This window comes from Nocardia sp. NPDC059154, from assembly GCF_042755705.1.
Taxonomy (GTDB): domain Bacteria; phylum Actinomycetota; class Actinomycetes; order Mycobacteriales; family Mycobacteriaceae; genus Nocardia.
This window is the reverse complement of record NZ_JBHZCS010000002.1, coordinates 235,147-259,891: the sequence shown is the minus strand read 5'-3', so window position 1 is coordinate 259,891 and position 24,745 is coordinate 235,147. Positions and strand designations below refer to the sequence as shown.

Annotated in this window: 30 protein-coding genes; 15 read left to right on the top strand and 15 right to left on the bottom strand. The window is 69.3% G+C overall.

Annotation, left to right across the window (positions count from 1 at the left end; all coding sequences use genetic code 11):
* Nucleotides 1-37 precede the first annotated feature (37 nt).
* The 5 genes from ACFXN1_RS03305 to ACFXN1_RS03285 form a co-directional block, all read right to left on the bottom strand.
* Nucleotides 38-631, bottom strand: coding sequence for a TetR/AcrR family transcriptional regulator (locus tag ACFXN1_RS03305; protein ID WP_379436011.1), 594 nt, complete (start codon nucleotides 629-631; stop codon nucleotides 38-40).
* A gap of 59 nt (nucleotides 632-690) precedes the next feature.
* On the bottom strand, nucleotides 691-1,086 hold the full coding sequence (locus ACFXN1_RS03300) for a DUF302 domain-containing protein (RefSeq protein ID WP_379387235.1): 396 nt from the start codon (nucleotides 1,084-1,086) through the stop codon (nucleotides 691-693).
* Nucleotides 1,086-1,322: a DUF2892 domain-containing protein gene (locus ACFXN1_RS03295; RefSeq protein WP_379401897.1), complete on the bottom strand. Its 237-nt coding sequence runs from the start codon at nucleotides 1,320-1,322 to the stop codon at nucleotides 1,086-1,088. The genes ACFXN1_RS03300 and ACFXN1_RS03295 overlap by 1 nt, the downstream gene beginning before the upstream one ends.
* A gap of 61 nt (nucleotides 1,323-1,383) precedes the next feature.
* A complete protein-coding gene (locus tag ACFXN1_RS03290; protein ID WP_354846695.1) occupies nucleotides 1,384-1,653 on the bottom strand; it encodes a metal-sensitive transcriptional regulator in 270 nt (89 codons plus the stop codon).
* A 99-nt stretch (nucleotides 1,654-1,752) separates the two neighbouring features.
* Complete coding sequence (locus ACFXN1_RS03285; protein WP_379436012.1) at nucleotides 1,753-3,906, bottom strand: MMPL family transporter; 2,154 nt, start codon at nucleotides 3,904-3,906, stop codon at nucleotides 1,753-1,755.
* A 164-nt stretch (nucleotides 3,907-4,070) separates the two neighbouring features.
* On the opposite strand from ACFXN1_RS03285, the gene mptB reads away from it, so the two are divergent.
* From mptB to ACFXN1_RS03255, 6 genes are all read left to right on the top strand, one after another.
* Entirely contained in the window at nucleotides 4,071-5,753 is a 1,683-nt protein-coding gene (gene mptB / locus ACFXN1_RS03280) for a polyprenol phosphomannose-dependent alpha 1,6 mannosyltransferase MptB (protein WP_379436014.1), read from the top strand.
* On the top strand, nucleotides 5,750-6,682 hold the full coding sequence (locus tag ACFXN1_RS03275) for an ABC transporter ATP-binding protein (RefSeq protein ID WP_354846689.1): 933 nt from the start codon (nucleotides 5,750-5,752) through the stop codon (nucleotides 6,680-6,682). The genes mptB and ACFXN1_RS03275 overlap by 4 nt, the downstream gene beginning before the upstream one ends.
* Complete coding sequence (locus ACFXN1_RS03270) at nucleotides 6,679-7,461, top strand: ABC transporter permease (RefSeq protein WP_379387230.1); 783 nt, start codon at nucleotides 6,679-6,681, stop codon at nucleotides 7,459-7,461. Before ACFXN1_RS03275 ends, ACFXN1_RS03270 begins: the two co-directional genes overlap by 4 nt.
* 110 nt (nucleotides 7,462-7,571) lie before the next feature.
* Nucleotides 7,572-8,549, top strand: coding sequence for a heme A synthase (locus ACFXN1_RS03265; protein WP_379436015.1), 978 nt, complete (start codon nucleotides 7,572-7,574; stop codon nucleotides 8,547-8,549).
* Between the two features lie 52 nt (nucleotides 8,550-8,601).
* Nucleotides 8,602-9,252 carry a class I SAM-dependent methyltransferase gene (locus tag ACFXN1_RS03260; protein WP_379436017.1) on the top strand — a complete coding sequence of 217 codons (651 nt, stop codon included), beginning with the start codon at nucleotides 8,602-8,604 and terminating at the stop codon, nucleotides 9,250-9,252.
* Nucleotides 9,253-9,461: 209 nt separating this feature from the next.
* A complete protein-coding gene (locus ACFXN1_RS03255) occupies nucleotides 9,462-10,613 on the top strand; it encodes a serine hydrolase domain-containing protein (protein WP_379436018.1) in 1,152 nt (383 codons plus the stop codon).
* Between the two features lie 116 nt (nucleotides 10,614-10,729).
* Here ACFXN1_RS03255 and ACFXN1_RS03250 read toward each other — a convergent pair whose 3' ends face one another.
* On the bottom strand, nucleotides 10,730-11,278 hold the full coding sequence (locus tag ACFXN1_RS03250; RefSeq protein ID WP_379436020.1) for a TetR/AcrR family transcriptional regulator: 549 nt from the start codon (nucleotides 11,276-11,278) through the stop codon (nucleotides 10,730-10,732).
* Nucleotides 11,279-11,453: 175 nt separating this feature from the next.
* Here ACFXN1_RS03250 and ACFXN1_RS03245 point away from each other — a divergent pair, with 175 nt between their 5' ends.
* The gene (locus tag ACFXN1_RS03245; RefSeq protein ID WP_379436021.1) at nucleotides 11,454-12,269 is read left to right on the top strand and encodes an alpha/beta fold hydrolase; all 816 of its coding nucleotides are present in this window, start codon (nucleotides 11,454-11,456) and stop codon (nucleotides 12,267-12,269) included.
* Between the two features lie 153 nt (nucleotides 12,270-12,422).
* Nucleotides 12,423-12,659: a hypothetical protein gene (locus ACFXN1_RS03240; RefSeq protein WP_379436022.1), complete on the top strand. Its 237-nt coding sequence runs from the start codon at nucleotides 12,423-12,425 to the stop codon at nucleotides 12,657-12,659.
* Between the two features lie 112 nt (nucleotides 12,660-12,771).
* Here ACFXN1_RS03240 and ACFXN1_RS03235 read toward each other — a convergent pair whose 3' ends face one another.
* Nucleotides 12,772-13,293 carry a hypothetical protein gene (locus ACFXN1_RS03235; protein ID WP_379436023.1) on the bottom strand — a complete coding sequence of 174 codons (522 nt, stop codon included), beginning with the start codon at nucleotides 13,291-13,293 and terminating at the stop codon, nucleotides 12,772-12,774.
* On the opposite strand from ACFXN1_RS03235, the gene ACFXN1_RS03230 reads away from it, so the two are divergent.
* Together ACFXN1_RS03230 and ACFXN1_RS03225 are read left to right on the top strand one after the other, a co-directional pair.
* Entirely contained in the window at nucleotides 13,283-13,591 is a 309-nt protein-coding gene (locus tag ACFXN1_RS03230; protein WP_379436024.1) for a hypothetical protein, read from the top strand. The genes ACFXN1_RS03235 and ACFXN1_RS03230 overlap by 11 nt on opposite strands.
* Nucleotides 13,592-13,673: 82 nt before the next feature.
* Entirely contained in the window at nucleotides 13,674-14,060 is a 387-nt protein-coding gene (locus ACFXN1_RS03225; RefSeq protein WP_379463474.1) for a hypothetical protein, read from the top strand.
* A gap of 6 nt (nucleotides 14,061-14,066) precedes the next feature.
* On the opposite strand, the gene ACFXN1_RS03220 is transcribed toward ACFXN1_RS03225, so the two are convergent.
* The gene (locus tag ACFXN1_RS03220; protein ID WP_379436025.1) at nucleotides 14,067-14,939 is read right to left on the bottom strand and encodes a class I SAM-dependent methyltransferase; all 873 of its coding nucleotides are present in this window, start codon (nucleotides 14,937-14,939) and stop codon (nucleotides 14,067-14,069) included.
* 7 nt (nucleotides 14,940-14,946) lie between these two features.
* Nucleotides 14,947-15,471, bottom strand: a complete 525-nt coding sequence (locus ACFXN1_RS03215) for a cupin domain-containing protein (protein ID WP_379436026.1) — start codon at nucleotides 15,469-15,471, stop codon at nucleotides 14,947-14,949.
* Nucleotides 15,472-15,641: 170 nt separating this feature from the next.
* Between ACFXN1_RS03215 and ACFXN1_RS03210 the strand changes: the two genes are divergently transcribed.
* Nucleotides 15,642-16,550 (top strand): sigma-70 family RNA polymerase sigma factor, encoded by a 909-nt coding sequence (locus tag ACFXN1_RS03210; RefSeq protein ID WP_379401883.1) that lies wholly within the window; start codon nucleotides 15,642-15,644, stop codon nucleotides 16,548-16,550.
* A 169-nt stretch (nucleotides 16,551-16,719) separates the two neighbouring features.
* Here ACFXN1_RS03210 and ACFXN1_RS03205 read toward each other — a convergent pair whose 3' ends face one another.
* Entirely contained in the window at nucleotides 16,720-17,568 is an 849-nt protein-coding gene (locus tag ACFXN1_RS03205) for a class I SAM-dependent methyltransferase (protein WP_379436027.1), read from the bottom strand.
* A 71-nt stretch (nucleotides 17,569-17,639) separates the two neighbouring features.
* On the opposite strand from ACFXN1_RS03205, the gene ACFXN1_RS03200 reads away from it, so the two are divergent.
* Nucleotides 17,640-18,230 carry a TetR/AcrR family transcriptional regulator gene (locus tag ACFXN1_RS03200; protein ID WP_379436028.1) on the top strand — a complete coding sequence of 197 codons (591 nt, stop codon included), beginning with the start codon at nucleotides 17,640-17,642 and terminating at the stop codon, nucleotides 18,228-18,230.
* A gap of 140 nt (nucleotides 18,231-18,370) precedes the next feature.
* On the top strand, nucleotides 18,371-18,742 hold the full coding sequence (locus ACFXN1_RS03195; RefSeq protein WP_379436267.1) for a limonene-1,2-epoxide hydrolase family protein: 372 nt from the start codon (nucleotides 18,371-18,373) through the stop codon (nucleotides 18,740-18,742).
* Between the two features lie 3 nt (nucleotides 18,743-18,745).
* On the opposite strand, the gene nagB is transcribed toward ACFXN1_RS03195, so the two are convergent.
* The 5 genes from nagB to ACFXN1_RS03170 are packed head-to-tail and all read right to left on the bottom strand — an operon-like array spanning nucleotide 18,746 to nucleotide 23,867.
* Nucleotides 18,746-19,528, bottom strand: coding sequence for a glucosamine-6-phosphate deaminase (nagB, locus tag ACFXN1_RS03190; RefSeq protein ID WP_379436029.1), 783 nt, complete (start codon nucleotides 19,526-19,528; stop codon nucleotides 18,746-18,748).
* Entirely contained in the window at nucleotides 19,516-20,682 is a 1,167-nt protein-coding gene (locus tag ACFXN1_RS03185) for an N-acetylglucosamine-6-phosphate deacetylase (protein ID WP_379436030.1), read from the bottom strand. The genes nagB and ACFXN1_RS03185 overlap by 13 nt, the downstream gene beginning before the upstream one ends.
* Nucleotides 20,679-22,334, bottom strand: coding sequence for a phosphoenolpyruvate--protein phosphotransferase (ptsP, locus tag ACFXN1_RS03180; RefSeq protein WP_379436031.1), 1,656 nt, complete (start codon nucleotides 22,332-22,334; stop codon nucleotides 20,679-20,681). The genes ACFXN1_RS03185 and ptsP overlap by 4 nt, the downstream gene beginning before the upstream one ends.
* Complete coding sequence (locus ACFXN1_RS03175; protein WP_364612775.1) at nucleotides 22,324-22,587, bottom strand: HPr family phosphocarrier protein; 264 nt, start codon at nucleotides 22,585-22,587, stop codon at nucleotides 22,324-22,326. Before ACFXN1_RS03175 ends, ptsP begins: the two co-directional genes overlap by 11 nt.
* Nucleotides 22,584-23,867, bottom strand: a complete 1,284-nt coding sequence (locus ACFXN1_RS03170; protein ID WP_379387210.1) for a PTS transporter subunit EIIC — start codon at nucleotides 23,865-23,867, stop codon at nucleotides 22,584-22,586. The genes ACFXN1_RS03175 and ACFXN1_RS03170 overlap by 4 nt, the downstream gene beginning before the upstream one ends.
* Nucleotides 23,868-23,990: 123 nt before the next feature.
* On the opposite strand from ACFXN1_RS03170, the gene ACFXN1_RS03165 reads away from it, so the two are divergent.
* Both ACFXN1_RS03165 and ACFXN1_RS03160 read left to right on the top strand, forming a co-directional pair.
* On the top strand, nucleotides 23,991-24,221 hold the full coding sequence (locus ACFXN1_RS03165; RefSeq protein WP_379387209.1) for a glucose PTS transporter subunit EIIB: 231 nt from the start codon (nucleotides 23,991-23,993) through the stop codon (nucleotides 24,219-24,221).
* A gap of 5 nt (nucleotides 24,222-24,226) precedes the next feature.
* Entirely contained in the window at nucleotides 24,227-24,676 is a 450-nt protein-coding gene (locus tag ACFXN1_RS03160) for a PTS glucose transporter subunit IIA (protein WP_379436032.1), read from the top strand.
* Nucleotides 24,677-24,745 lie beyond the last annotated feature (69 nt).

Genomic DNA, 24,745 nt, shown 5'->3' with positions numbered 1-24,745 from the left:
TCGATCGTCGCTAGAACGTTCTTTCCAGTCAACCCCCCTAGGATGAATTCGCCTCGGCAGCAGCGACTTCCGCGAGACTCAGCCGGATCAACCGGGCCATGGCCACCGAAACCGTGTGCAGCGGCTCATCGGTGCGGCGCACCCGGGCCAGGATGGTCGCGCCCTCGTAGGCCGCGACCACCGTGGTGGCCAGATCACGCGCCTCCCCCGGCGCCAGGCCCAGCTCGGTGAGCAGTTCGGCGAAACCGTGTGTCATCGCCTCGAAGGCCGACACGCACGCGGCGCGCACGGCGTCGACATCACTGCCGCCGTCCAGGGCGGGGGTCCCGACCGGGCAGCCCGCGGCCCAGTCGGTCTCGGCCAGTTTGGTGGCCATGAAGTCGAACAGCGTTGCCGCGGTGCCGAACACATCGCCCGGGGCCTGCCGGATCATGCGCCCCACCAGCACGCCCGTGCCGGTGATGGCCGAGACCGCGATCTCCTCCTTGCCACCCGGGAAGTGGTGGTAGATCGACCCATACGGCAGCCCCGCCGCCTCGCTCAACTTCTTCAGCCCGAATCCGTGATAGCCGTGCCGGGCGAGCAGCCCGGCCGCAGCCACCTCGATCCGCCGTTTCGAATCGGACACCATTCATCCAGAGTATGAGCGGGGTCCGACAGGGGCAGCGCGAATCGTGTTCGGGCAGTGGATCAACCGAGCGCCGCGATGGCCGCGCTCAGCATCTCCGTGGCGCAGTCGGCGACCTCTTGCAGCGCCGGATCGCCCGCGACCTGCACCATCACCTCCGGATTCATGGCCTCCACGATCATAGTGCCGGCGTCCGAACGATCCGCGCGCACAACCACATTGCACGGCAGCAGCAGGCCGATCTGACGGTCCACACCGAGCGCGGTGTGCGCCAGCGACGGATTGCACGCGCCCAGGATGAGGTAGTCCTCCATGTCCGCGTCCAGCTTCTGCTTCATGGTCGCGGTCACGTCGATCTCGGTGAGCACGCCGAAGCCCTGCTCGGACAGGGCCTTCCGGGTACGTTGCACCGCGTCGGCGAAATCGGTGCGCAGAGTGGCCGAGAGGGCGAGAGTCATCACGAATTCCTTTCCGTTGCGGGGCTGCCGGTTCGGGGCACGCCCAGGCGTTGCAGGAGCAAGGTCATCGGACACCAGCCGACGACCCCGAAGAGCACCAGGTTGGCCGCCACCAAGGCGGTCAGCAGCAGCCACCAGGGCGAGAACGCGAGCACCAGCGCAAGGCTGAGCAGCACCACGGTGCCGGCCAGGCCCGGCACGATGCGGTCGATGGACCAGTGGCGGATCGCGATCATCTTGAATTCCTTTCGCTCCCGGCGCTGGGCGATCGCTCGGCAGGGATCGCCCGGAAGAGCTTCAGGCCAGCGCCAGGAAGAGTTTTTCCAGTTCCTCGACTGTCATCGGCTCGGAGTTCTCGGCCCGCTCCCCGGTCAGGCAGTCCCGCAGACCGGTGGCGACGATCTTGAATCCGGCGCGGTCGAGAGCGCGAGAGACCGCGGCGAGCTGGGTGACCACGTCCTTGCAGTCGCGGCCCTGCTCGATCATGGAGATGACGCCCGCAAGCTGTCCGTGCGCGCGGCGCAGCCGGTTGAGGACCAGTGCGATGCTGTCTTCGTCGCCGATCATTAGGGGGGTTTCCTTCCCTGAGTCCGATGACTTCAGTATACCCCTAGGGGTATGGGAGGGTCATGAGAGAGGGCTCACCCTTTCCCACGACCCCACCCGTCAGTGCGCGAAGCTGATGTCCGGCAGCACCCTGCGCAGCCAGCGCGGCGACCACCAGGCGGCGTGCCCGGTCAGGCGCAGCAGCACCGGCAGCAGGATCAGGCGGATCAGCACGGCGTCCAGCAGGACGGCGACACCGAGAATGATGCCCATCTCCTTCGGCGGCAGCGGATCGGCCAGGGCGAAGGTGAAGAACACCGCCACCATGACCGCCGCCGCGGCCGCGATCACCCGGCCCGAGTGGGCGATGCCGTCGATGTGGGCCACCTCCGGATCACCCGAGCGCTCGTAGTGCTCCTTCGCCGTGGCCAGCAGGAAGACCGTGTAGTCCATGGCGATGGCGAAGATCATGGCGAAGAAGAACACCGGACCCCAGCCGTCCAGGAAGCCCTGCGGCGTGAAACCGAGCAGGCCCGCGCCGTGGCCGTCCTGGAAGACCAGTTTCGCCACACCGAACGCCGCCGCGGTCGACAGCAGGCTCACACCTGCCCCGAGCAGGGCGATCAGCGGGGCGCGCAGGGCGACCAGCAGGAGCAGGAAGCCCAGCACCAGGATGATGCCGACCACCAGGGGCAGGTAGTCGTTCAGGGCCTGCTGGAGGTCCAGGTTCTCGGCGACCGCGCCGCCGACCAGCGCACCCGCGGGGAGCGCGGCGCGCAGCGAATGGACGATATCGCCCATGGCCGGATCCGAGGGGTCGACCGTCGGGGTCGCCTGGAGCAGGACCAGGCCGCTGTCGTCGGCGGCGGGTTGCGGCGGGGTGACCATCGCAATCCGATTGTCCGAGGCCGCGATTCGCTGCACGTCCGCGCCGTCGGAGGCGGGGGCCACGATTTGCAGCATGCCGGGCGCACCCGGGCCGAATTCGCGCTGGACCAGCTCGTAGCCCTGTCGCACGGACGCGTCCGCGGGCACCACCTGGATGGACGGCATGGCCACCTTCAGGCTCGTCACCGGAATCGCGAGCGCGACCAGCACCAGCAGGGAGCCGATGGCGAACGGCCACGGGTGGCGGTGCAGCAGTTGTCCCCACTTCGCGAAGACCGGCGAACGATGCTGCTGCCGGGCCACGTACGGCAGCGAGCCCGCGTTCACGCGCCGGCCGAGCGCGCCGAGCACGGCGGGCAGCAGGGTCAGCGTCGCCAGCAGCACGAACGAGACCGCGAACATGATGCCGACCGCCATGGTCCGCACCGCGGGCGCGGGCACCACGAGCACGGCCGACAGGCTCACCAGCACGGTCAGGCCCGAGAGCAGCACCGCCTTGCCGGCGGTCGCCATGGTGACGGCGACGGCGGTGCGCGGTGGCGTGTCACCGCGAATGGCGTCGCGGAAGCGGGAGACCAGGAACAACGCGTAGTCGATACCCAGCGCCAGCGCGAACATCATGGCGAAATTCATGGCCCACACCGAGATCGGCGTGACATGGTTCAGCAACACCAGACCGCCCGCCGAGGCGACGAGGCCGGTGAGCGTCAGCAGCAGCGGCAGTCCGGCCGCCACCAGCGAGCCGAAGGCCAGCACCATGATCGCCAATGTGACCGGCCACGAGAACATCTCGGCCTTCATCATGGCCTCGTGATTGGCCTTGTTGAAGTCGCTCCAGAGCGCCGAGGCGCCGGTCGGATAGATCTCGAAGCCGTTGGATGAGAGGGCCTGCAGTTTCGGGCCGACGTCGGTGACCGCGGCGACCATCTCGTCGGTGTTCGCATTCGCGCCCGCCAGCAGGATGCCGGTGTGGCCGTCGCGGCTGACCGACTGTCCCGGCACGGGTGCGACGATCGCGCCGAATCGGCTGTCGGCCTGCAGGATTCCGGTGAGATCCCCCACCAGGCGTTGCGCCTGCGGACCGTCCATGGTCGCGGTGTCCGAATGGATCACCACCTGCACCGCCGCGGCCGAGTTGCCACCGAAGTGCTCTTGCGCGAGTTCGCGGACACGCACGGACTCTGATCCATTGGCCTGCCAGCCCGCCCCCGCGAGCGAGTCGAACACCGTGGGCGCGGCCGCACCGAGGGCGACCGACAGGATCAGCCAGAAGCCGAACACCCAGCGGGCGTGATCGGCCATGCGGGCCCCGAGGCGGCCCAGCAGACCGCCGGGGGCGGTCGTGATCGGAGAAGTGTCGGCGACGCCGACTGTGGTACTTCGCATCTGACTTCCTTCCATACCCCCTGGGGTATGTCACGACTATACCCCCCGGGGTATCAATGGCAAGTGTGGGTGCCGATCGGCAACTCGCGAGCACATCGGGCGAACCCGCGCTACGGCCATGCGATCGGCGTCCGACCCGCGGCTCCGGACTAGGCTTCGCAGCTGTGGCGGTAGTGGAAGGCGCGCGGCGCAGAGTCATCGATATCGGACGCCGGGCCCTGGGCCTGGACGTTCCCGCCGCCGATCACACCGTCGCCGTCCTGCACGGCGTCGACGCCGACCGGCCCGGCCTGGACCGGCGCGAAACCCTGCAATTGATGCGGATCCGGCTGCTCGGCGCGACCGGGGCCGTGATCATGGCGGTGTCCGCGCTGGGTGTCGGAGCCCAACCGGTGCACCAGAATCCGATCTCCGGCATGCGGGTGCTCGGATTCTTCGCACGGGCCGGCACCTCGACGCTGGCCATGTGCATGATCGGCACCATCCTGGTGATCATGGCGTGGCTGCTGCTGGGCCGCTTCGCCGTCGGCGGGTGGGGCGGGGATCCACGCCACCGGCTCAGCCGCTCGCAGATGGATCGGACGCTGCTGCTGTGGATCATTCCGCTCAGCGTCGCACCGCCCATGTTCAGCAACGACGTCTATTCGTACCTGGCACAGAGCGAAATCGCGGCCCGGGGCATGGACCCGTATTCGGTCGGCCCGGTGGCCGGGCTCGGGCTCAACAATGTGCTCACCAACAATGTCCCCACTATCTGGCGGGACACCTCCGCGCCCTACGGGCCGCTGTTCCTGTGGATGGGACGCGGCATCGCGCAGATCACCGGCGACAACATCCTTCTCGGGGTGTGGATGCATCGGCTGCTGGCATTGGCGGGCGTGGCATTGATGGTATGGGCGCTGCCGCGACTGTCGCGACGCTGCGGAATCGCGGGGGTGAGCGCGCTGTGGCTGGGCGCGGCCAACCCGCTGGTGCTGTTCCACCTGGTCGGCGGCGTGCACAATGACGCGCTCATGCTCGGGCTGATGCTGGCGGGAATGGAATTCTGCCTGCGCGCCATCGACGATTGCCCGCAGTTCAATCAAAGGGCTTGGGCGCTGCTGGTTTTCGGTGCCGTGCTGATCACGCTGTCCTCGTCGGTGAAGATCATCTCCCTGGTGAGCCTCGGATTCGTGGGCATGGCGCTGGCGCGGCGGTGGGGAGGCGGGCTCAAACCGGTACTGGTCGCCGGCGGTGTACTCGGTGTCATCGCCGTGGTCACGACACTTTCGGTCAGCTATGCCAGCGGACTCGGATTCGGCTGGGTCAATACCGTCGGCACCGCCACCTCCGTGCGCAGTTACCTGTCGCTGCCGACCGCCGTCGGAATCATCACCGGATTCGGCGGCGTGCTGCTCGGGCTCGGCGATCACACCACCGCCCTGCTCGACATCACCCGACCCATCGCGGAGCTCGTGGCGGCCTTCGTGACCATCCGCATGCTCATCGCCGCCTGGACCGGGCGCTTGAATGCGATCGGCGCGCTGGGTGTTTCACTCGGCGCGATCGTGCTGCTGTTCCCGGTGGTGCAACCCTGGTACCTGCTGTGGGCGATCGTGCCCCTCGCCGCGTGGGCCAACCGGCCCGCGTTCCGGGTGCCGGCGGTGGTGCTGTCGGTCGTGGTGTCGGTGATGGTCATGCCGCGCGGCGCGGACTTCTACGTCTTCCAGATCGTCGAATCCGCCATCGCCACCGTGATCGTGGGCCTGTCGCTGATCTTCCTCACCCGAAATGTGCTGCCGTGGCGCAATCAGCCGGGGGTGTCGGCTCGGTCACAGCAGCCCACGCCTTACGGTGTCTCATCGTGACCGCAGCTTCCGGACCCGCCGTACGCGTCGACGGCGTCGTGAAACGCTACGGCGAGACCACCGCGGTCGACGGCATCAGCTTCGATATCGAACGCGCACAGGTGCTGGCCCTGCTCGGACCCAATGGCGCCGGCAAGACCACCACCACCGAGATGTGCGAAGGCTTCGTGACTCCCGACGCCGGGACCGTGCGGGTGCTGGGCCTGGACCCGATCGCCGACTCCGATCAGCTCCGACCGCGCATCGGCGTGATGCTGCAGGGCGGCGGCGCGTATCCGGGGTCCAAGGCCGGGGAGATGCTCGATCTCGTCGCCTCCTATTCGGCGAACCCGCTGGACCCGGCCTGGCTGCTGGACACGCTCGGACTGAAAGACGCTCGGCGGACGCCGTATCGGCGGCTCTCGGGCGGGCAGCAGCAGCGGCTCGCGCTGGCGTGCGCGCTGGTCGGGCGGCCGGAGATCGTGTTCCTCGACGAGCCGACCGCCGGATTGGACGCGCAGGCACGGCATCTGGTGTGGGAGCTCATCGACGCGCTGCGCCGCGACGGGGTCAGCGTGCTGCTGACCACGCACATGATGGACGAGGCCGAGCAGCTGGCCGATCAGCTGGTGATCATCGACCACGGGCAGGTCGTCGCGCAGGGCACGCCCGCCGAGGTCACCTCGCACGGAGCCGAGGGCCGGCTGGCGTTCACCGCGCCGCCCAAACTGGACCTGTCGCTGCTGGAAGCCGCACTGCCGGAAGGGTTCACCCCGCGCGAGACCGCGCCGGGGTCGTACCTGCTGCAGGGCGACATCACCCCGCAGGTGCTCGCCACCATGACCGCGTGGTGCGCGCGAATCGACGTGCTGCCCACCGACATTCGCATCGACCAGCGCCGGCTGGAAGACGTGTTCCTCGAACTGACCGGGCGGGAGCTCCGCGGATGACCGAGACCGTGAACCGATTCGCGGCGGGCACCTTCTCCCCCGCGCCGCAGCCGACCACACGCGCCAAGATGCTGGCGGCGCAGACGCGCATGGAGCTGATCCTGTTGCTGCGCAACGGGGAACAGCTGCTGCTGACCATGTTCATTCCGATCACGCTGCTGATCGGGCTGACCCTGCTGCCGATGAGCGGGCTCGGCGAGCACCGGGTGGACCGGGTGGTGCCCGCGGTGATGATGGTGGCGATCATGTCGACCGCGTTCACCGGGCAGGCCATCGCCGTCGGCTTCGATCGGCGGTACGGGGCTTTGAAGCGGCTCGGGGCGACGCCGCTGCCGCGGTGGGGCATTGTCGCGGGCAAGTGCTCGGCGGTGCTGATCGTGGTGGTGCTGCAGTCGATCCTGCTGGGGGCCATCGGGTTCGCGCTCGGCTGGCGGCCGTCGCTGACCGGGCTGCTGCTGGGCGCGGTGGTGATCGCGCTCGGGACGGCGACCTTCGCGGCGCTGGGCCTGCTGCTGGGCGGGACGCTCAAGGCCGAGGTGGTGCTGGCGCTCGCCAACATTCTGTGGTTCGTCATGCTCGGGACCGCGAGCCTGGTGTTCATGTCCGACGACCTGCCGCACGCGGTGAGCCTGATCGCGCGGATCATTCCGTCCGGGGCGCTGTCGGAGTGCCTGGAGCAGGCGATGCGCACCAGCATCGACTGGTACGGGCTCGCGGTGCTGGCCGGCTGGGGCGGGCTCGCGGGGTGGCTGGCCACCCGGTTCTTCAAGTTCGATTGAGGCTGTCCGGGCGGCGGTCACCTCGAAAGTTCGCGCCCGCCCGGGTGTTTAACGACACGTTGTAGTAGGGCCGGTGACGGGGCGAAATGCGGCCCCGCTACCATCGGTGCGTGCTGTCTCGCGCCTTCCAGCGACTTGCCGACCTGTTCCCGATGCCTTCCCTGCGGGTGCAGCGACTCCTCGCCTTCCTGGTTATCCTGTCCCAGGCCGGAATCTCGGTGACCGGCGCGGTCGTCCGCGTCACCGCGTCGGGCCTGGGCTGCCCCACCTGGCCGCAGTGCTTTCCCGGCAGCTTCGTGCCGACCGCGGTGGCCGAGGTGCCGGTGCTGCACCAGGTGGTCGAATTCAGCAACCGCATGCTCACTTTCGTGGTGTCGCTGGCCGCGGCGGCCATCGTGCTCGCGGTCACCCGGGCGCGGCGTCGGCGCGAAGTCCAGGTGTACGCGTGGCTGATGCCCGGCGGCACCGTGCTGCAGGCCGTGATCGGCGGTATCACCGTGCGCACCGGGCTGCTGTGGTGGACGGTCGCGGTGCACCTGCTGGCGTCCATGCTGATAGTGTGGCTGGCGACGCTGCTGTGGGCCAAGGTCGGGGAACCCGACGACGGTATCGACACGGTTCAGGTTCCCAAGCCGCTGCGGCTGCTGACCGCCCTGTCCGGTCTGGCCCTCACCGGAACGCTGATCGCGGGCACCCTGGTCACCGGCGCGGGTCCGCACGCGGGCGACAAGAGCGTCGAGAAGCCGGTCGAACGCCTGCAGGTCGAGATCGTCACGCTGGTCCATCTGCACGCCGAACTCCTGGTCGCCTACCTGGCCCTGCTCGTCGGCCTCGCCTGCGGCCTGGCCGCGGTCGGCATGAACAAGACCATCCGCAACCGCCTCATCCTGGTGATCGCCCTGGTGTGCTCCCAGGCCCTGGTCGGCATCGTCCAGTACTTCACCCACGTGCCCGCCGCCCTGGTCGCCGTCCACGTCGGCGGCGCCGCCGCCTGCACCGCCGCCACCGCCGCCCTCTGGGCCGCCATGCGCACCCGCGAACCCCTCCCCACCTCGGCTCCGGCGCCCGCGGACAAGGCCGCCGCCTGAATCGGTCGGCGGCTCCGCACCGCCGTCGACCGCACCCGGCAGCATGTCCTGTGTGCCCGAGCTACTCGACGACGCCCACCTGGAACAGACTGCGGTAGTGGCGAACTCCGCCATGAACCGCGACCGCCGACTGCCCGCCTACCGTCGCGAACTCGGCTTCGACCCCGTTGCCTGGCTGGCGGCCCGTCCCGCACCCCAGCGCTGGCTGGATGTCGGATGCGGCCGCGCCCACGCCCTGTTCGAGGCGGACGAAACGCTGTCCGGTCACGCCCGGATCATCGGGCTCGACCTGGTGGACTATTTCGGTGGGCCGCCGCGAGCGGGCATCGACCTCGTCACCGGTTCGATATTGACCTGGCATCCCGACGAACCCGTGGATCTGATCACCAGCGTCCACGCCCTGCACTATGTGGGCGACAAACTCAGTGCTCTCACCCGCATGTCCTCCTGGCTCACCTCCGACGGCCTGTTCGCCGCGAACTTCGACGCCACCTCGATCCGTGACACCGGCGGCGCCCCACTCGGTAGACGTGTGACAACCGCCTTGCGTCAAAACGGATTCACCTACACGGCGCGAAGTCACCGCCTCACCCGCAACGGCCGGGCCCTCCCCCGGTGGGAATTCACCTACGCCGGCGCCGATGTCCACGCGGGCCCGAACTACACCGGCCAAGACGCCGTCGCCTCTCATTACCGGCTCTGACGGTGATCTCGCTCCCGCAGGACGGGACAGCGGGTTTTCCCTGACCAGCGCTACGCCTCGGGGATGAGCTCGGGTGAGCGCTGCGGATGATGCCCGGATCACGGCTCGGGGCTACCATCCGGTTATCGACCTCCGCGAATTGCGAATCCGGCGGCGCAGCAGCGCGTTCCGGCCGAGCGCTCGTGGCCACCACGCCAGAAGGGGAGCATATGAGGCTCGTTCGCCGGATTGCCGCTGCGGTCGCAGTCGCCGCAGTGGTCTGCGCGGTGGGGGCCTGCGGTGATGATGCGGCGCGACAGCCGGGAGGGCCGTTGTCGGCCGATGCGCGTGCGGAGGTCGGGCGCGCCCTGGACGCGGCCGTGGTGGCGGGGGTTCCCGGGGTACAGGTGGTCGTGACCGAGCACGACCGGGAGTGGAGTGCGACCTCGGGTGTCGGTGACGTCGCTACCGGCGCGGCCTTTCCGCGGAGCGCGCATGTGCGAGTCGGCAGCAATACCAAGGCGTTCGTCGCGACCGTCATGATGCAGCTCGTCGCGGAGGGTGCGGTGGATGTGGACGCGCCTGTCGAGCGTTACCTGCCCGGCGTCGTTCAGGGTGCGGGCATCGACGGCAACCGGATCACGGTCCGGAATCTCATGCAGCACACCAGCGGTCTGCCCGAGTATCTGGAACTGCCCGAGCTGCAAGGTGATTCGCCCGATCTGCTGACCAAGCGCTTCGACACGGCGGACCTGGTCCGTCGCGCCATGACCCTGCCCGCGGACTTCGAGCCGGGCGCGAAAGCCGAATACAGCAATACCAATTACCTCGTCGTCGGCATGATCGTGGAACGCGTGACCGGGCACCCGGTGGGCGAGGAAGTCACGCACCGCGTCATCGACCGGCTGGGGCTGCGCGACACCTACTTCCCGGCCGCCGGCGACACCGACCTCCGCAGTCCCCACCCGCAGGGCTACGAGGCGGTCGACGGGAAGCCGACCGACGTCACCCGTTTCGATCCGTCGTGGGCGGGCAGCGCCGGTGCGCTGATCTCCACCGGCTCCGATGCGAATCGGTTCTTCGGTGCGCTCCTCACCGGGAACCTGCTGCCCCCGGCCCAGGTGGCCGCCATGCGGGCCGATCCGAAACCGCTGACCAACCGCCCGGGTTACTCGTACGGCCTCGGATTGACCACCGCCCCCGCACCGTGTGGCATCCAGGTGTGGGGACACGGCGGTTCCATCCCTGGCTTCCGAACCTTCAACGCCGTCAGCCCGGACGGCCGCGCGGTCACCCTCATCGCCAATCTCCGGCCCTCGGATCCCACCGTCACCGCTGCCCTCCAGAAGGCGTTCGACACCGCGCTCTGCGCAGCCGACTGAGCCCGGAGCCGATCGGCCGCACGCCGCACAGCGCCAGAGCCACACTCAGGATCGCAAAGAGTTTGGCTCGTGCAGGGTGGACCACCGTGGGGGGTGAAAACGGGGCCGGGCGGGTCTCAGGCGGGGAGGAACTGCCACAGGGCGTTTCGCACCGAACCCTGCTCATGGCCGGCCTGCAATTCCAGCAGGGCGGCTTCGGCGACCAAGCCGACCCACAACCGGGCGGCTGCCTCCGGGTGCGGCCAGCCCAAGACCTCGAAATCGGGTTCGATCAGCGCGGCGTTGTCGGTGTTGCGAGCCGTCACCTCGTCCACGATCAGAGGTTCGGCTCGGGCTTCGAGGAGCAGGGCCTTGACGCCGCGGTCGCGCAGGCAGGCGTCGAGGTAGGCGGTGGATCCGGCCAGGAGACGGTCCCGGCCCGGGGCGAGACCGGAGGTGGCGGAGTCGATTACGGCCTGCAGGCGCTCGTGGAATTCGCGATGCAGGGCCAGCAGGTAGTTGGCGCGGGTGCCGAAATGATGGAAGAACGTGCCTTTCGAGACGCCGAGCTCGGCCACCAGGACGTTCACACTGACACCGCCGAGTCCCAGCCGCTCGGCCAGCAGCAGGCCGCTGTCGACGAGCGCGGCGCGGGTGCGCGCGGCGGAATCCTCCCGCAGATTCATCAGATTCAACCCTCACCGGGGGGCGGTGCCGGCTCGCCCTGCGTTGCGCGACAGGCGATTCGGCGTCCCTCTTGCGTGTGTTCCGGACCGATTGTATGGTCACATCATACTTGACCGACCGACTGGTCAGTGAACGACCGGCCGGTCACCACAATCGAATGAAGGGTTGTTGCGTATGCACATCATGCGCACGTCGGCCGGACGACTGGCCTACGAAGACATCGGCACGGGGCCCACCGTGGTCCTGCTGCACGCCACCCTGCACGACCACCACGACTTCGATCCGATCCTCCCGGCATTGGCCACGGAGCATCGGGTGATCGCCATCGATTGGCCGGGACACGGTGCATCCGAACCGAATTCGACCATCACCGCCGCCGGGATCGCCGACACGCTCGCCGAGGTGGTCACGGCACTCGAGCTGGATCCCGCCGTGTTCATCGGCAGTTCGATCGGCGGATTCGCCGCAGCCTGCCTGGCGCTGGAACAACCGGCGCGCGTCGCCGGGCTCGTCCTCGTCAACACCGGCGGCTTCGTCCGGCAGACGCCGCTGACCCGGGCCTACTGCAACCTCTACGGCTCCGCTCTGGTGGCCCGCCGCTGGCTCCCGCACAGCATCCGCAACTACATGAAACCCGTGACCCCGCACGACGACGCCGTCGTAGAGCGCGCGATCCGCGTTGCAGGCACCGAGATCGGCCGCACCACCTACTCCGCCCTGTGGCACAGCTTCAACGATCCCCGCTACGACCTCACCGGCCGCGCAACCGAAATCGCGGCACCGACCCTGATCGTATGGGGCCGCCGCGACCCGGTCCTCCCGCTCCGCTACGGCAGGAAAGCCCACGCCCTGATCCCCGGCTCCGAGCTCCAGGTCCTCCCCACCGGCCACCTGCCCTTCTCCTCCGCCCCCGAGCAGTTCCTGGACTTCGTCCGCCCATTCATCGAATCCGCATACGCGACACCGGGAGCCAGCCCGTCGACGAAATGAAGTGCGGCACCCATCAAGATCTGGGCCTCGGAGGCGAGATCGGCGAGCTCATGGATGAGCAGCGGAGTCGCACAGTCGAATTCGGGGATGACGGTCGGCTGATCCGCCCGCGAGATCGGGCACGGACGGCGGAAGTGCTGAATACTTCGACGGATGGGTGCGCTCTCGCTGTCCGACACACTGGCACTGCATCGACTGCGGGATTGCGAGCGGGTCCTGGTCAATCCCCTCATGTCGATGGTCTGGGGATTCGACCTGGACGCCGTCGCCGAGCGGGTGCTCTACCGAGACGACATCGCCCACGCCACAACACCATTCGAAGTCGCCGCGGCAATAGAAGCATTCCGCGACCGCACACCCCTGCGGCCCCGTCGAACAATCCCCGTATGACGAGCGAAGTCCCGGTTCACCAGAACAGCCGATGGGTCGATGGCCCCCAGGCGATCACCTGGTAGCGCCAATGGCCGGCGCTCGAGCATCAGCACCGCGCCGAGGGCTCGGGTTACGACTCGCCGCCGGTGGCGGGTCGGCGGAGGAAACGACGGCGCCACCGGCCCGTACCTCGCGACGCGCGGAACGATGCTCCCGGGTCATCGGCCAGGTCCAGCCACGGATTGCCCGCCAGGGTCGGCGCGGGCCGTGCGGATCGCGCCCCGGCGGCCGGGCTCGGTGATGGTGCGGCGCAGGCAAAGCCCTCGGCGGCAAGATCCGCGAAGGAGACGGCATCGGCAAGGTTGAGGGCGCGCAGCAGGGCGGCCGGGCACGTCATCTGGCCGTCGACCGGTTCGGTGAGGCCCTCGACCTGGATCACCACGCACAGCTGGGGTGTGATGATCACCAGGTCGGCCTCGGTGGCGTTGCCGGAGTGGCCGGGGCGCCGGTCGGGGATGTAGCACCCCGAGATGGCGATGCCGCCGATCCTGTAGTCGCCGATCCTGTAGTCGCCGTTCCAGATCCGCAGCCAGTCCGGCACTTCCTTCTCGGTCCCCGGAACTCGGCTTCCATCGCCGTTGATGACCAGCATTCGCGTGCCCCCTGCTCGCGTGGCGGCACCGAAATCAGCGCCGTCACAACACGATATCCACGCCCACCGACACCGGAAGCAGGTCGGCGCGCTCGGCCTGCCCGCGAATCACGTTGCGGCTCAGCTCAGAACGAGCATGTGGCTATGCCTCACGGATTGTGACGAACAGACTCGCGAGATCGCGATCGGGCTCGCCGATATCTCGGTGCCCGCGGTGCGGGAACGGCTGGTTCTGATCGCTGCCGATCCGATGGAAGGGGACGACAACCGCCGGGTCGCGGCGACAAGGATTTCATAAGAGGCCCGCTGGGTGCGGTGGATAACTTCGTCTCATCCAATCAGCCATTCGGGCGGTGGAATTCAGACGGAGGTCAGGCATCATGTGGAACGTTCCCAACGGCGGACGTGGTCTGGTGGCGAAGGCAGCGGCACCGGTGGCCGCTCCCGCGGTCGGGGTGGCGGCCATCGTACTGGCCGCGGCGCCGGCCCAGGCTCAGTCCAATCATCCGAATTCGTGCATCGTGGTGCAGAACCACGCCGGCCGCACCACCACGGTGACCATGAACTACCCGGCGGGCTACAACGGGTCCTGGACGATCTACCCGAACGACCTGAGCCTGCTGCTGTACAACGGTGAGCCGGTACAGTCGCCGACGGGTGATTTCAACATTCAGAAGGACTCGGACCTGCAGACGGTGTGGAACTACGACCCGAACCGCGACACCAACCGCGGCTGCAACGGCTCCTGGGTCGTCACGCTGAACTGACGAGGGTCAGCGCCGATCGGCGATGACGAGGTGACCGCCGGCGCGGACCGAAGTGCGTTTGCCCTCGATTCCCGCCTCGACCGCGACCGATTGCAGGTCGCGGTCGGCGGTGACGGAGAAGCCGCGCTCGGCGAGCACTGCGGCCATCGCCTCGGGGGTCCAGCTCGAACGCTGCGGTTCACCGGCCATGGGATTGGTGCGGCCGGAGACGGACAGCAACAGCTCCATGGCCTTGCGGCCGTAGTGGTGCGCCCGATTGGGGGTCGGGTAGGTGATGATCAGACGGCTGCCGGGCGCACTGCGCTTTGCCACCTCGGTGACGGTCTCGGCGACCTCGGCGGGCGTCAGGTAGGGAACGACGCCCTCCCAGATCCAGGTGGTGGGCCGGGTCTCGTCGTGGCCGGCCGTGGTGAGGGCGGCCCCGAGGGAGTCCCTACCGAAATCGACCGGGACGAAACGGACGTCCGCCAGGGCTTTCCGCTCCCCGAGCCGTTCCTGCTTCTCGGTCTGGGACGCCGGATGATCCACCTCGAACACGGCGACTCCCGCCAGTTCGGGCATGCGCCAGGCGCGCGCGTCCAGCCCCGCGCCCAGAATCACCAGCTGCGGATGCGCACTCTCCCGCACCGCCTCGTCGATGGCGACCGTGCGGGCCGCCAGCACTTCCGAAGTGGCGGAGAGCAATTCGTACTCCATCCGCGCGCCGAACCCCTTCGGCACCGCGCCCGCGCGCACGAGATCGACCAGTTCGCGTTCGCCGTCGACCAATAATTCGACCGCGACCGGGTCGGAGAACCGCCCGACGCCCATTCGCCCGTCCGCCACGGCGCGGCCCTGGCAGACCAGGACCGCCGTCCGGCTCGCTGCACGCTCGGTCACCGGTTCATTATCGGCGCTGCGGCCATGGTTCACCCGCCGCCGGGTCGATCCGGGATTCGCGCCAGAGCGGGCTGTCGACGAAGTGATTGTCGAAACGCTCCTGGGTGCGGAGGATTTCGAGCGGATCTCCGTCGCCGCGGCGGAGCCGCTCACCCATCCGGAAGTATTCGAAGCGTTCGATGCCGGGCGTGAACACGATCAACACATCGGCCGCCGAATCGGCGGGGGCGCCCCAGGCGTGCACCATGGCGGGCGGAACCAATAGGAAATCCCCCTCGCCCATGGTGAGGATCTCCTCCCCGGCCAGCACCCGCAGCGTGCCGCCCAGCAGGAAGAACAGTTCTGCGGACGTGGTGTGGAAGTGCGGCGGCGGGCCGTCGGTGCCGGCGGGCAGGACCGCGCGGTTGGCGCTGAGCTTTCCGCCGGTCATATCGTGGTCGGCATACAGGTGCACGCCCAGGCCCGGCAGCTGTTCGGCCTCGCCGGCCCGGATGAACAGGGCGCGGTCCGCGCCGGAGGGTGTGGTGGTCATGGTCGGTCTCCTCGGCCCCGGGGACCCTCCCCGGACGACAACACAGAGGCGCGGTGACCGCGAACAGTGACATGGGCGCGGGTTTCGGTGACGCGGAACACGATCCGGGCCACCATGTCACAGTTTCCGGGCCGCCCGGCTCTTCGGTGGCGAGAGAAGGGAGACGAATCATGACGGCACAGCCACCGCACGCGGCCTCCGACGAGGTCACCGCGCGCTTTCTCGACTACCGCGAACTGCTGTTCGCGGTCGGATACAACATGCTCGGCAGCGTCGCCGATACCGAAGACGTGCTGCAGGAGGCATGGCTGGCGTGGGCGGCACGGCACCGTGACCCCACCGCGGCACCGGTCGACAATGCCCGCGCCTACCTGGTCCGGGTGGTCGCCAATCACGCCCTGGCGCGGCGCACCGAGATCGGCAAACGACGCGAAACCTATGTCGGCCCTTGGCTTCCCGAACCGCTGGTCACCGCCGAGGACGAGGTGTCCGGCGTCGTGGAACGCAAGGAATCGCTGTCCATGGCGGTCCTCGTGGTCCTGGAAACCCTGTCCCCGCTGGAGCGCGCGGTCTTCGTCCTGCACGATGTGTTCGGCTTCGGCCACCCCGAGATCGCGGCCATGCTCGACCGCTCCCCCACCGCGGTCCGCCAGCTCGCCTCCCGCGCCCGCAAGCACATCCACGAGCGCCGGCCTCGCCGGCGCGACCAGCACTTCCAGGCCGGGCTGAGCGAGCGACTGGCCGAGGCCACCCTGCGCGGTGACCTCGCCACCATGCTCGAGGTCCTCGCCCCCGATGTCACCCTGTGGACCGACAGCGGCGGCGCGGGCCGGGCCCAGAGCCTGGAACCCGTCCACGGCCGCGACCGGGTCGCCGCGGTCTTCATGGCCGTGGCCGCCGACCTCCCCGCCGGGCACCTAGCCATTCGCTACCGCTGGGTGGCCGAAGACCCCTGCGTCCTGGTGTTCTCCGACGAGAGCCCCCTGGCGGCCGTCGTCGTCGACCTGGACCCGGCCGGTACCCGGATCCAGACGATCTACTCGATCACCAACCCGCACAAGCTATCCCGGATCACCTGATCGCACGCCGGACGGCCACCGCAACGGCTGCACGCGAACGGGCACGGCGAGCAGGGACCCGGCAATGCGGACGCTCCCGGACGCAGGCAGCAGGGGTCGCGGTGCACAGCCGAGCGAGTGACCGGACTGCGTCGAGCTGCTCGATCACGAACCCGCAGGCTTTTCCGGATCAGCTCGGTGCGACCGGGGCGGATCGGCCGGGTCGCAGTGCGGCTGTCACGACGACCGTGGCGTAGGAGGCGGTGAAGGTGCCGCCGAGGGCGTCGATCGCCGTGCCGATGCCGTCGAGGACGGCGGTGAGGGTGTCTGGTGGGGCCTGGGTGAGGGTGCCGTGGGTGGGGATCTGGTCGAGCCATTCGTCGCGGGTGTAGGTGCGGCGCCACTCGAACTGCCACTGCTCGGGGTCGGTGAAGGCTCCGGATTCGCGGATTCCCCTGGCCACCGTGTCGAGTATCGGCTGGTAGATCTCGAGGGCGGGGCGGTCCGCGACCCGCGCGACGGGTGTGTCCGGCAGCAGGCGGCGATAGACCGCGGCGAAGGCCGCCGCCGCGTCGGGCGGCAGCTGGGCGAGGGGCCAGAAGGCGGCGAGCCGGCCGCCGGGACGCAGAACCTGCGCCGCCCGGGCCGTGCCCCGCACCGGATCGACCCAGTGCCAAGCGGTTCCGGCGATCACCGCGTCGAAGGTGCGGCCGGCCGGATCCCACTCCTCGAAGGTGCCGACCTCCACGTCGACGCCGGTTTCGCGAGCGAAATCGGCCATGCGGGCATCGGGTTCGACGCCGAGCACCGCGCATCCGGCATCGCGGAACTGCCTGGTCGCAATACCGGTTCCGCAGCCGACGTCGAGGACGTCCTTGCCGGGGCTTGCCGCGAGGATGCGCTCGATCATGGCGGCGGGATACGCCGGGCGGGTGCGGTCATAGCGGGCGGCGTCGATACCGAAAGACTCCGCGATGTGCCGGGCTCGATGGGGGCTCTGGTCTGCGGGTTCGGGGCCCGAGGGCGGTAGAGTGACCATGCGCCCACTTTAAGTGGGCACTTGCCCACTCCGCAAATGGATTGGGTCCGGCCGACGTGAAGGAGTGCGGGGTGCCCACCGGGGTGGCCATTCGGGATGCACGGGAGCAGTTGTTCGACGCGGCCGAGCGGATTCTGTTGCGGGACGGGCCGAGCGGGCTGACGAGCCGGTCCGTCACCGCCGAGGCCGGGTGCGCGAAAGGCGTGCTGCACCGGCATTTCGCCGACTTCGACGGGTTCCTCGCCGAGCTGGTCGAGGACCGGATCGTCCGGGTGGAGCGGCTCGGCGCCGCACTGCGCGACCGGGCCGGGCAGGCCACGGTGCCGGGCAATCTCACCGAGGCGCTGACCGCCGTGTTCGAGACGGTGGCGGTGGCGATCGTCAGCCTGGTCACCTATCGGGACGAGCTGCGCGCCCGGCTGCGGCAGCGCCGGCCGGTCGGTGTCCCCGTCCTGACCGAGGCCACCGAGCTGATCGCCGGATACCTCGCCGCCGAGGTCGACACCGGCCGCCTCGCGGCCACCTGCGACACCGATCTGCTCGCTCGCACGCTGATCGGATCGGGACACCTGCTCTTCGCCGACCGCACCGCGGCCCGGCCCGAGACCGAGGCCGTGCACGCCATGGTGACCGCGATCCTGGGTGGAGCGCTGACGTCCTGAAACACCGAGACGCGGACGGGTGAAAGTCTCACTGCGAGACCACCCTTGACACCGTCGGGGCCGCCGGGAAATTTGACCCCTGCAGTTCAGGTCACCCGCACGAAAGGTCTCCCACCGCAGTGACCATCGACCACACGACCCTGACCCCCGCCGAGGTCGTCACCGCGCTGTGCGCCGAATGGCGTACCGGCACACCGGAATCCATCGCCGAGTTCTTCACCGAGGATGCCGTCTACCACAACATTCCGATGCAGCCGTTCGTCGGCAAGGCCGCGATCCTGGAGTTCCTGCGCGGCTTCATCGGCGCGTTCGGCGGCATCGACTTCACCATCCACCACCAGGCGGTCACCGGCACTGTCGTGCTCAACGAGCGCACCGACCGATTCACCCTCGGCGACAACCACATCGAGTTGCCGGTGACCGGGGTGTTCGAGGTCCGCGACGGCCGGATCGCCGCCTGGCGCGACTACTTCGACATGGCCCCGTTCACCGCCATGCAACAGGGCGCGTAGGGTTCAGAAGCTCTGCCAGGAGGGCTTGTTCGCCACCGCGAACCGGTAGTAGTCGGCGGCCTTCAGGCGCGCCGCCGCGTCCGCGTCCACGATGACCGTGACGTGCGGGTGCATCTGCAGGATCGACGCCGGGCAGAACGCGGAGAGCGGGCCCTCCACCGCGGCGGCGACCGCCTCGGCCTTGCCCGCGCCGGTGGCGATCATGAGCAGATGGCCGGCGTCGCCGATGGTTCCGAGGCCCTGGGTGAGGACGTGGGTGGGCACCTGCGCCAGGTCGTCGTCGAAGAAGCGGGCATTGTCCTCGCGGGTCGTCGGGGTCAGGGTCTTGACCCGGGTGCGCGAGCGCAGCGAGGAGCCCGGCTCGTTGAAGCCGATGTGCCCGTTCGCGCCGATGCCCAGGATCTGCACGGCGATGGGCCCGTTCTCGGCGATGGCGCGTTCGTAGGCGGCCGCAGCCGCCGGGATGTCGGCGGCATTGCCGTCGGGGCTGTGGACGTCGGTGTCGGCGAAGTCGACGTGCGCGGTGAACTCGTCACGGATGAATCGCCGGTAGGACTGCGGATGTCCCGGCGGCAGGCCGATGTACTCGTCGAGCAGGAACGCCTGCACGCCCGCGAAACTGAGGCCCTCCTCGCGATACTGCCGGATGAGCTCCCGGTAGGCGCCCAGCGGTGAGGAGCCCGTGGCCAGCCCGATGGCGCGGGCGCCGCGGCGCACGTGGTCGGCCATGATGCGGCCGGCCAGCACACCGGCCTCGGCCGCGTTGTCGGTGATCACGAGTTCCATAGCGCTCCATCCTTGTACACGGTCACGGGGTTGAGGTGGTGGTCGGCGACCAGGACGTCGGCGCGCATGCCCGGAGCCAGCGCGCCGAGGTCGTCGGCCATGCCGAGCAGGCGGGCCGGGGTGGCGCACGCGGCGGTGGCCGCCGCGGTGAGCTCGACGCCCGCGTGGAAGACGGTGCGGCGCAGCACTTCCACGGCGGTGGCGGTGCCGCCGGCGATGGCGCCCTCCCCGTCCGGGTCGTAGATGCGCGAGATGCCTGCCCGCACCACGACGTCCAGGCTGCCGAGCTGGTAGCGCCCGTCGGGTTGCCCGGCGGCGGCCATGGCGTCGGTGATGAGGGCCAGATTGTCGGGGCCGATGGTGTCGAAGACCATGCGCACGGTGCCGTCGGCCAGGTGCACGCCGTCGCCGATGACCTCGGCCACCACATCCCCGCGTCCCGCCGCGGCCATGGCGGCGGTGAGGAAGTTGGCGTCGCGGTGCGCCAGCTCGGGCATGGCATTGAACAGGTGGGTGATGGACACCCGCCGGCCGCGGCGCATGGCGTGCACGGACTGCTCGTAATCGGCGACGGTGTGTCCCAGGGAGAGAATCACATTCGCGTCGGCGAGCACGTCCGCGAGGGCGTCGAAGTTCGCCGTCTCCGGGGCCACGGTCACCGACACGACGCGGCCGCCCGCGTAGTCGAGGAGCCGCTCCAGCAACGCCGGATCACCGGCGATGATCCGATCGGGATCGTGGGCGCCGCGCCGATGCTCGCTGATGAACGGGCCTTCGAGGTGGATGCCCGCCAGCAGGCCGTCGTCGATGGCCTTGCCGAGCACGTCGATGCGGTCGCGCAGTTCGGCCTCGGTGGCGGAGACGAGGGAGGCGACCAGCGTGGTGGTGCCGCGGCGGCGATGGAAGTTCGCGGCAGCGGCCACGCCCCCGGGATCGGTTTCCGGGAAGCCGAATCCGCCGCCGCCGTGACAGTGCACGTCGATCAGCCCCGGCAGGATGATCGGCGGCTCGTCCGGTAGGTCCGGCAGGTCACCGCCGAATCCCGTTGCCGGGCCCACATAGTCGAGGCGTGCCCCGTCGAACGACACCACCCCGTCGGCGAGCTCGCCCGCCTCGGTGAGGGTGACGACCCGGCCGCGCAGGGTGGTCGTCACGTATCTCGCCCCAATGCCCGGCGCGCGGCCTGGTGCGCGTCGTCGGCGGTGCGGGCCGACAGCACCGCTGCCGCCGCCGCTCTGCACTGCTCCAGGGTGACCTCGCCGAGCTGGGCCCGGACGCCCGCGATCGATCGGGGCGCCATGGACAGGGTCTCGACGCCGAGACCCACCAGCACACAGGCGAATTCGGGATTCGACGCGGATTCGCCGCAGACGCCGACCTTGACGCCGCGCTTGCGTGCCCCGGTCACCGTCATGGCGACGGTCGCGGCCAGCGCGGGCTGCCACGGATTGTGCAGCGCCGCCAGCGACGATGCCATGCGGTCCGCGCCGAACAGGTACTGCGACAGGTCGTTGGTGCCGATGGAGAAGAAGTCCACCTCCGCGCCGAGCTGCTCCGAACACAGTGCGGCGGCGGGGATTTCGACCATGATGCCGCAGGTGCCGATCCCGGCGTCGCGGGCGCGGGCGGCGAAGTACCCCGCCTCCTCCGCGGTGGCGACCATCGGCGCCATCACCTGTACCGGCGTGCCGGTCTGCCTGGCCGCGGTGTCGATGGCCGTGAGCTGGTCGAGCAGCGTCCCCTCATCGACAGTGCTCAATCGCAGACCGCGCACGCCCAGCGCCGGGTTCTCCTCATCCGGCAGGTCGAGGAACGGCAGCGGCTTGTCGGATCCGGCATCGAGGGTGCGGACCGTGACGGGCCGGTCGCCCATGACTCGGAAGATCTCGGCGTATTGCTCGGTCTGCTCGGCCACCGTCGGGGCCGACTTGCGGTCCAGGAACAGGAATTCGGTCCGGAACAGGCCGACACCCTCGGCGCCGAGTTCGACCGCCAGCCGCGCATCGGCCGCGGAGCCGACATTGGCCAGCAGCGGTACGGCCTGCCCGTCGGCGGTCCGGCCGGGACCGGTCGGCGCGGCCGCCTGCCGGGCGCGCAGCGCGAGCACTTCCTCGCGACGCGCCGCGGTCGGCTCGACCTCGACCACGCCGGCCGTGCCGTCGAGCACGACTTCGGTGTCCTCGGCGATCCCGGCCGCGTCCGGTGCGGCGACCACGGCCGGAATACCCAGCGCCTTGGCCAGAATGGCGGTGTGCGAGGTCGGCCCGCCCGCCACCGTGAGCAGCCCGATGACCCGCTCCGGGTCCAGCGTCGCGGTATCGGCGGGCGCCAGATCCTGTGCGGCGAGCACGAAAGGCGTTGCACTGTCCGGGATCCCGGGCGGATCCACCCCGAGCAACTCGGCCACCACCCGCTGGCCCACATCGCGCAGATCCGAGGCCCGTTCGGCCATCATGCCGCCGAGTGCGGCCAGCTGCGCGCCGAAATGCGCCACCGCCTCGGTCACCGAGTGCGCGGTCGGCGTCCCGCCCCGGATCTCGGCGCGCACCTGATCCAGCAGTGCCGGATCCGCGGCCAGCGCCGAGGTCATGAACAGGATGTCCGCCGCCGGGCCCTGCGCGTCGAGGGCCTGCGCGGAATACCGGCCGGCGACCGTCTCGAAAGCGGCCTCCGCGCGGGCGATTTCGGCCTCGATGTCACTCCCGGGCGCGTCGTCCCGGCTGGTGACCGGCGCGGGCGCCAGCCACTTCACCGATCCGACGGCGATCCCGGGAGCGGCGGCGACACCGCGCACCTCACGCGTCAAGATCTGTCTCCAGCATCGCGACCAGCGTATCGAGGGCCGCATCGGCGCCGTCCTCGGCGTGCAGGGTGACGGTGTCGCCCTGCTTGACGCCCAGGGTCATCACCTGCAGCAGGCTGTTGGCGGCGACGGGGTCCTTGTCGCCGACCGAGATCTGGACGGGGACACCGGCTTCCCCGGCGGCCTTGGCGAACAGGGCAGCAGGACGGGCGTGCAGTCCGGTCTCGGACGCGACTACGGCGGTGCGGGTGATCATGCTGCGATGTTCTCCTTCTCGAACTCGGACTCGTCCGGTTCCCGGCCGGGTGTCGGCAGGTTCCAGCGCTTGATGATGAAGCTGAAGGTGACGTAGTACAGGGCCGCGTAGCCGAGTCCGATCGGAATCAGCAGCAGCGGATGGGTGGCCTTGCCGAAGTTCAGCAGATAGTCGATGGCACCGGCCGAGAAGGTGAACCCGTCGTGGATCCCGAGCGCATTGGTGAGCGCCAGCGAGGTGCCGGTGAAGAAGGCGTGGATCACCAGCAGCGGCCAGGCCACGAAGATGAACGAGAACTCCAGCGGCTCGGTGATGCCGGTCAGGAACGCGGTCAGACCGGTGGACAGCATGATGCCGCCGATCATCTTGCGGTGCTCGGGGCGGGCGTGGCGCCAGATGGCGATGGCCGCGGCGGGCAGGCCGAACATCATGATCGGGAAGAAGCCGGTCATGAAGGTGCCGGCCGAGGGGTCGCCGGCCAGGAAGCGCGGGATGTCGCCGTGCGCGCCGTGGTAGTCGCCGATGACGAACCAGACCACCGAGTTGATGATGTGGTGCAGGCCCAGCGGCAGCAGCATGCGGTTGGCGAAGCCGAAGATGCCGCCGCCCGCGACCGAGTTGTCGGCGACGGTGGTGCCCAGCCAGGTCAGCGCGGAGTTGAAGGCGGGGTAGATGAACGACATGAGCACGCCGATCACGACGGCCGCGCATGCGGTCAGGATCGGCACCAGTCGGCGGCCGGAGAAGAAGCCCAGGTAGTCGGGCAGCTGGGTGCGGTGGAAGCGCTGCCACAGCGTGGCCGCGGTCAGGCCCATCACGATGCCGCCGAGGACGCCGAAGTTGACGAGCTGTGCGGCCGGGGCCTTTGCGACGTCCACGACCGGGCAGTTCCAGTGCGCCGCCCGGAACAGCCAGCCCAGGACCGGGCCGCAGCTACCGTCCAGCACCACCGGTGACATGGCCTTGAGGACACCGGTGAAGGCGAGGTAGCCGACCACCGCCGCGAGCGCGGTGGAACCGTCGGCCTTCTTCGCCCAGCCGATGGCGATGCCGACCGCGAACAGCAGCGGCAGGTTGTCGATGAGGGTGCCGCCCGCACCGGCGAGTACGGCGGCGGCGGACCGCATCGGCGAGAACCGGCCGAGCATGTCGTCCTGTCCTAGCCGGAGCAACAGTCCGGCAGCGGGTAGCGTGGCGATCGGCAGCATCAAGCTGCGGCCGAGCTTCTGCAGTCCGGATAGATCGAGCTTCTTGCGGGAGCTCTCGACGGCATCGGCCATGGATGGTCCTCAGTCTGTGAATGGAGTCACGCGTACTGTTCACGATCAGCTAGCGTCACTGGTTATAACCAGACATATACTGGTTATAACCAGCTTTGTCTACTCGACACGCACGGAGGAAAAATGTCGAAAGTGGATCAGATCATCGCCGGACTGGGTGGCGCGGGCAACATCGTCGAGGTGGAGGGCTGCATCACCCGCCTGCGCTGCGAAGTGAAGGATGCGAACCTGGTCGACGAGAAGGCGCTGAAGGCCGCGGGCGCGCACGGCGTCGTCAAGATGGGTGACGCGGTTCAGGTCGTGGTCGGGCCGAGCGCCGACGCCCTGGCCGAAGACATCAACGACTTGATCTGACCGCCATGAGCACCGAGATTCTCGCGCCGCTCGACGGCCGCGCCATGCCCCTGTCCGAGGTCCCCGATCCGGTCTTCTCGGCCGAGATGGTGGGCGCGGGCGTGGCCATCGAACCCCTCGACACCGATGCCGCCACCACCGTGGTCGCCCCCGTCACCGGATCGCTCGTGAAGCTGCACCCGCACGCCGCGGTCATCGTCACCGACGACGGCGCCGGCGTGCTGCTGCACGTCGGCATCGACACCGTCGGCAAGCCGGACCTCTTCGAGGTGAAGGCCGCCGAGGGCGATCGGGTCACCGCGGGTGATCCGCTGATCTCCTTCTCCCCCAACGCCGTTCGCCGCCTCGGCCTGAGCGCGGCCGTGCCGGTGGTGGTCATGGACAGCAGCCCGGGATCGGCGCGGAACGCGCTCACCGGCCCGGTCACCGCGGGCTCGGTGCTGTTCTCCATGTGAGAAGGGAAGAACTCCGCCAGACCGGAAAAGAATTGAGCCGCTGCCCGATCGGGCGGCGGCTCATTCCTT

Coding starts and splice junctions, on each gene's coding strand:
- ACFXN1_RS03305 (WP_379436011.1), bottom strand. CDS start 631: ATGGTGTCCGATTCGAAACGGCGGATCGAGGTGGCTGCGGCCGGGCTG.
- ACFXN1_RS03300 (WP_379387235.1), bottom strand. CDS start 1,086: ATGACTCTCGCCCTCTCGGCCACTCTGCGCACCGATTTCGCCGACGCG.
- ACFXN1_RS03295 (WP_379401897.1), bottom strand. CDS start 1,322: ATGATCGCGATCCGCCACTGGTCCATCGACCGCATCGTGCCGGGCCTG.
- ACFXN1_RS03290 (WP_354846695.1), bottom strand. CDS start 1,653: ATGATCGGCGACGAAGACAGCATCGCACTGGTCCTCAACCGGCTGCGC.
- ACFXN1_RS03285 (WP_379436012.1), bottom strand. CDS start 3,906: ATGCGAAGTACCACAGTCGGCGTCGCCGACACTTCTCCGATCACGACC.
- ACFXN1_RS03270 (WP_379387230.1), top strand. CDS start 6,679: ATGACCGAGACCGTGAACCGATTCGCGGCGGGCACCTTCTCCCCCGCG.
- ACFXN1_RS03255 (WP_379436018.1), top strand. CDS start 9,462: ATGAGGCTCGTTCGCCGGATTGCCGCTGCGGTCGCAGTCGCCGCAGTG.
- ACFXN1_RS03250 (WP_379436020.1), bottom strand. CDS start 11,278: ATGAATCTGCGGGAGGATTCCGCCGCGCGCACCCGCGCCGCGCTCGTC.
- ACFXN1_RS03245 (WP_379436021.1), top strand. CDS start 11,454: ATGCACATCATGCGCACGTCGGCCGGACGACTGGCCTACGAAGACATC.
- ACFXN1_RS03240 (WP_379436022.1), top strand. CDS start 12,423: ATGGGTGCGCTCTCGCTGTCCGACACACTGGCACTGCATCGACTGCGG.
- ACFXN1_RS03230 (WP_379436024.1), top strand. CDS start 13,283: ATGACCAGCATTCGCGTGCCCCCTGCTCGCGTGGCGGCACCGAAATCA.
- ACFXN1_RS03235 (WP_379436023.1), bottom strand. CDS start 13,293: ATGCTGGTCATCAACGGCGATGGAAGCCGAGTTCCGGGGACCGAGAAG.
- ACFXN1_RS03225 (WP_379463474.1), top strand. CDS start 13,674: ATGTGGAACGTTCCCAACGGCGGACGTGGTCTGGTGGCGAAGGCAGCG.
- ACFXN1_RS03215 (WP_379436026.1), bottom strand. CDS start 15,471: ATGACCACCACACCCTCCGGCGCGGACCGCGCCCTGTTCATCCGGGCC.
- ACFXN1_RS03210 (WP_379401883.1), top strand. CDS start 15,642: ATGACGGCACAGCCACCGCACGCGGCCTCCGACGAGGTCACCGCGCGC.
- ACFXN1_RS03205 (WP_379436027.1), bottom strand. CDS start 17,568: ATGGTCACTCTACCGCCCTCGGGCCCCGAACCCGCAGACCAGAGCCCC.
- nagB (WP_379436029.1), bottom strand. CDS start 19,528: ATGGAACTCGTGATCACCGACAACGCGGCCGAGGCCGGTGTGCTGGCC.
- ACFXN1_RS03175 (WP_364612775.1), bottom strand. CDS start 22,587: ATGATCACCCGCACCGCCGTAGTCGCGTCCGAGACCGGACTGCACGCC.
- ACFXN1_RS03170 (WP_379387210.1), bottom strand. CDS start 23,867: ATGGCCGATGCCGTCGAGAGCTCCCGCAAGAAGCTCGATCTATCCGGA.
- ACFXN1_RS03165 (WP_379387209.1), top strand. CDS start 23,991: ATGTCGAAAGTGGATCAGATCATCGCCGGACTGGGTGGCGCGGGCAAC.
- ACFXN1_RS03160 (WP_379436032.1), top strand. CDS start 24,227: ATGAGCACCGAGATTCTCGCGCCGCTCGACGGCCGCGCCATGCCCCTG.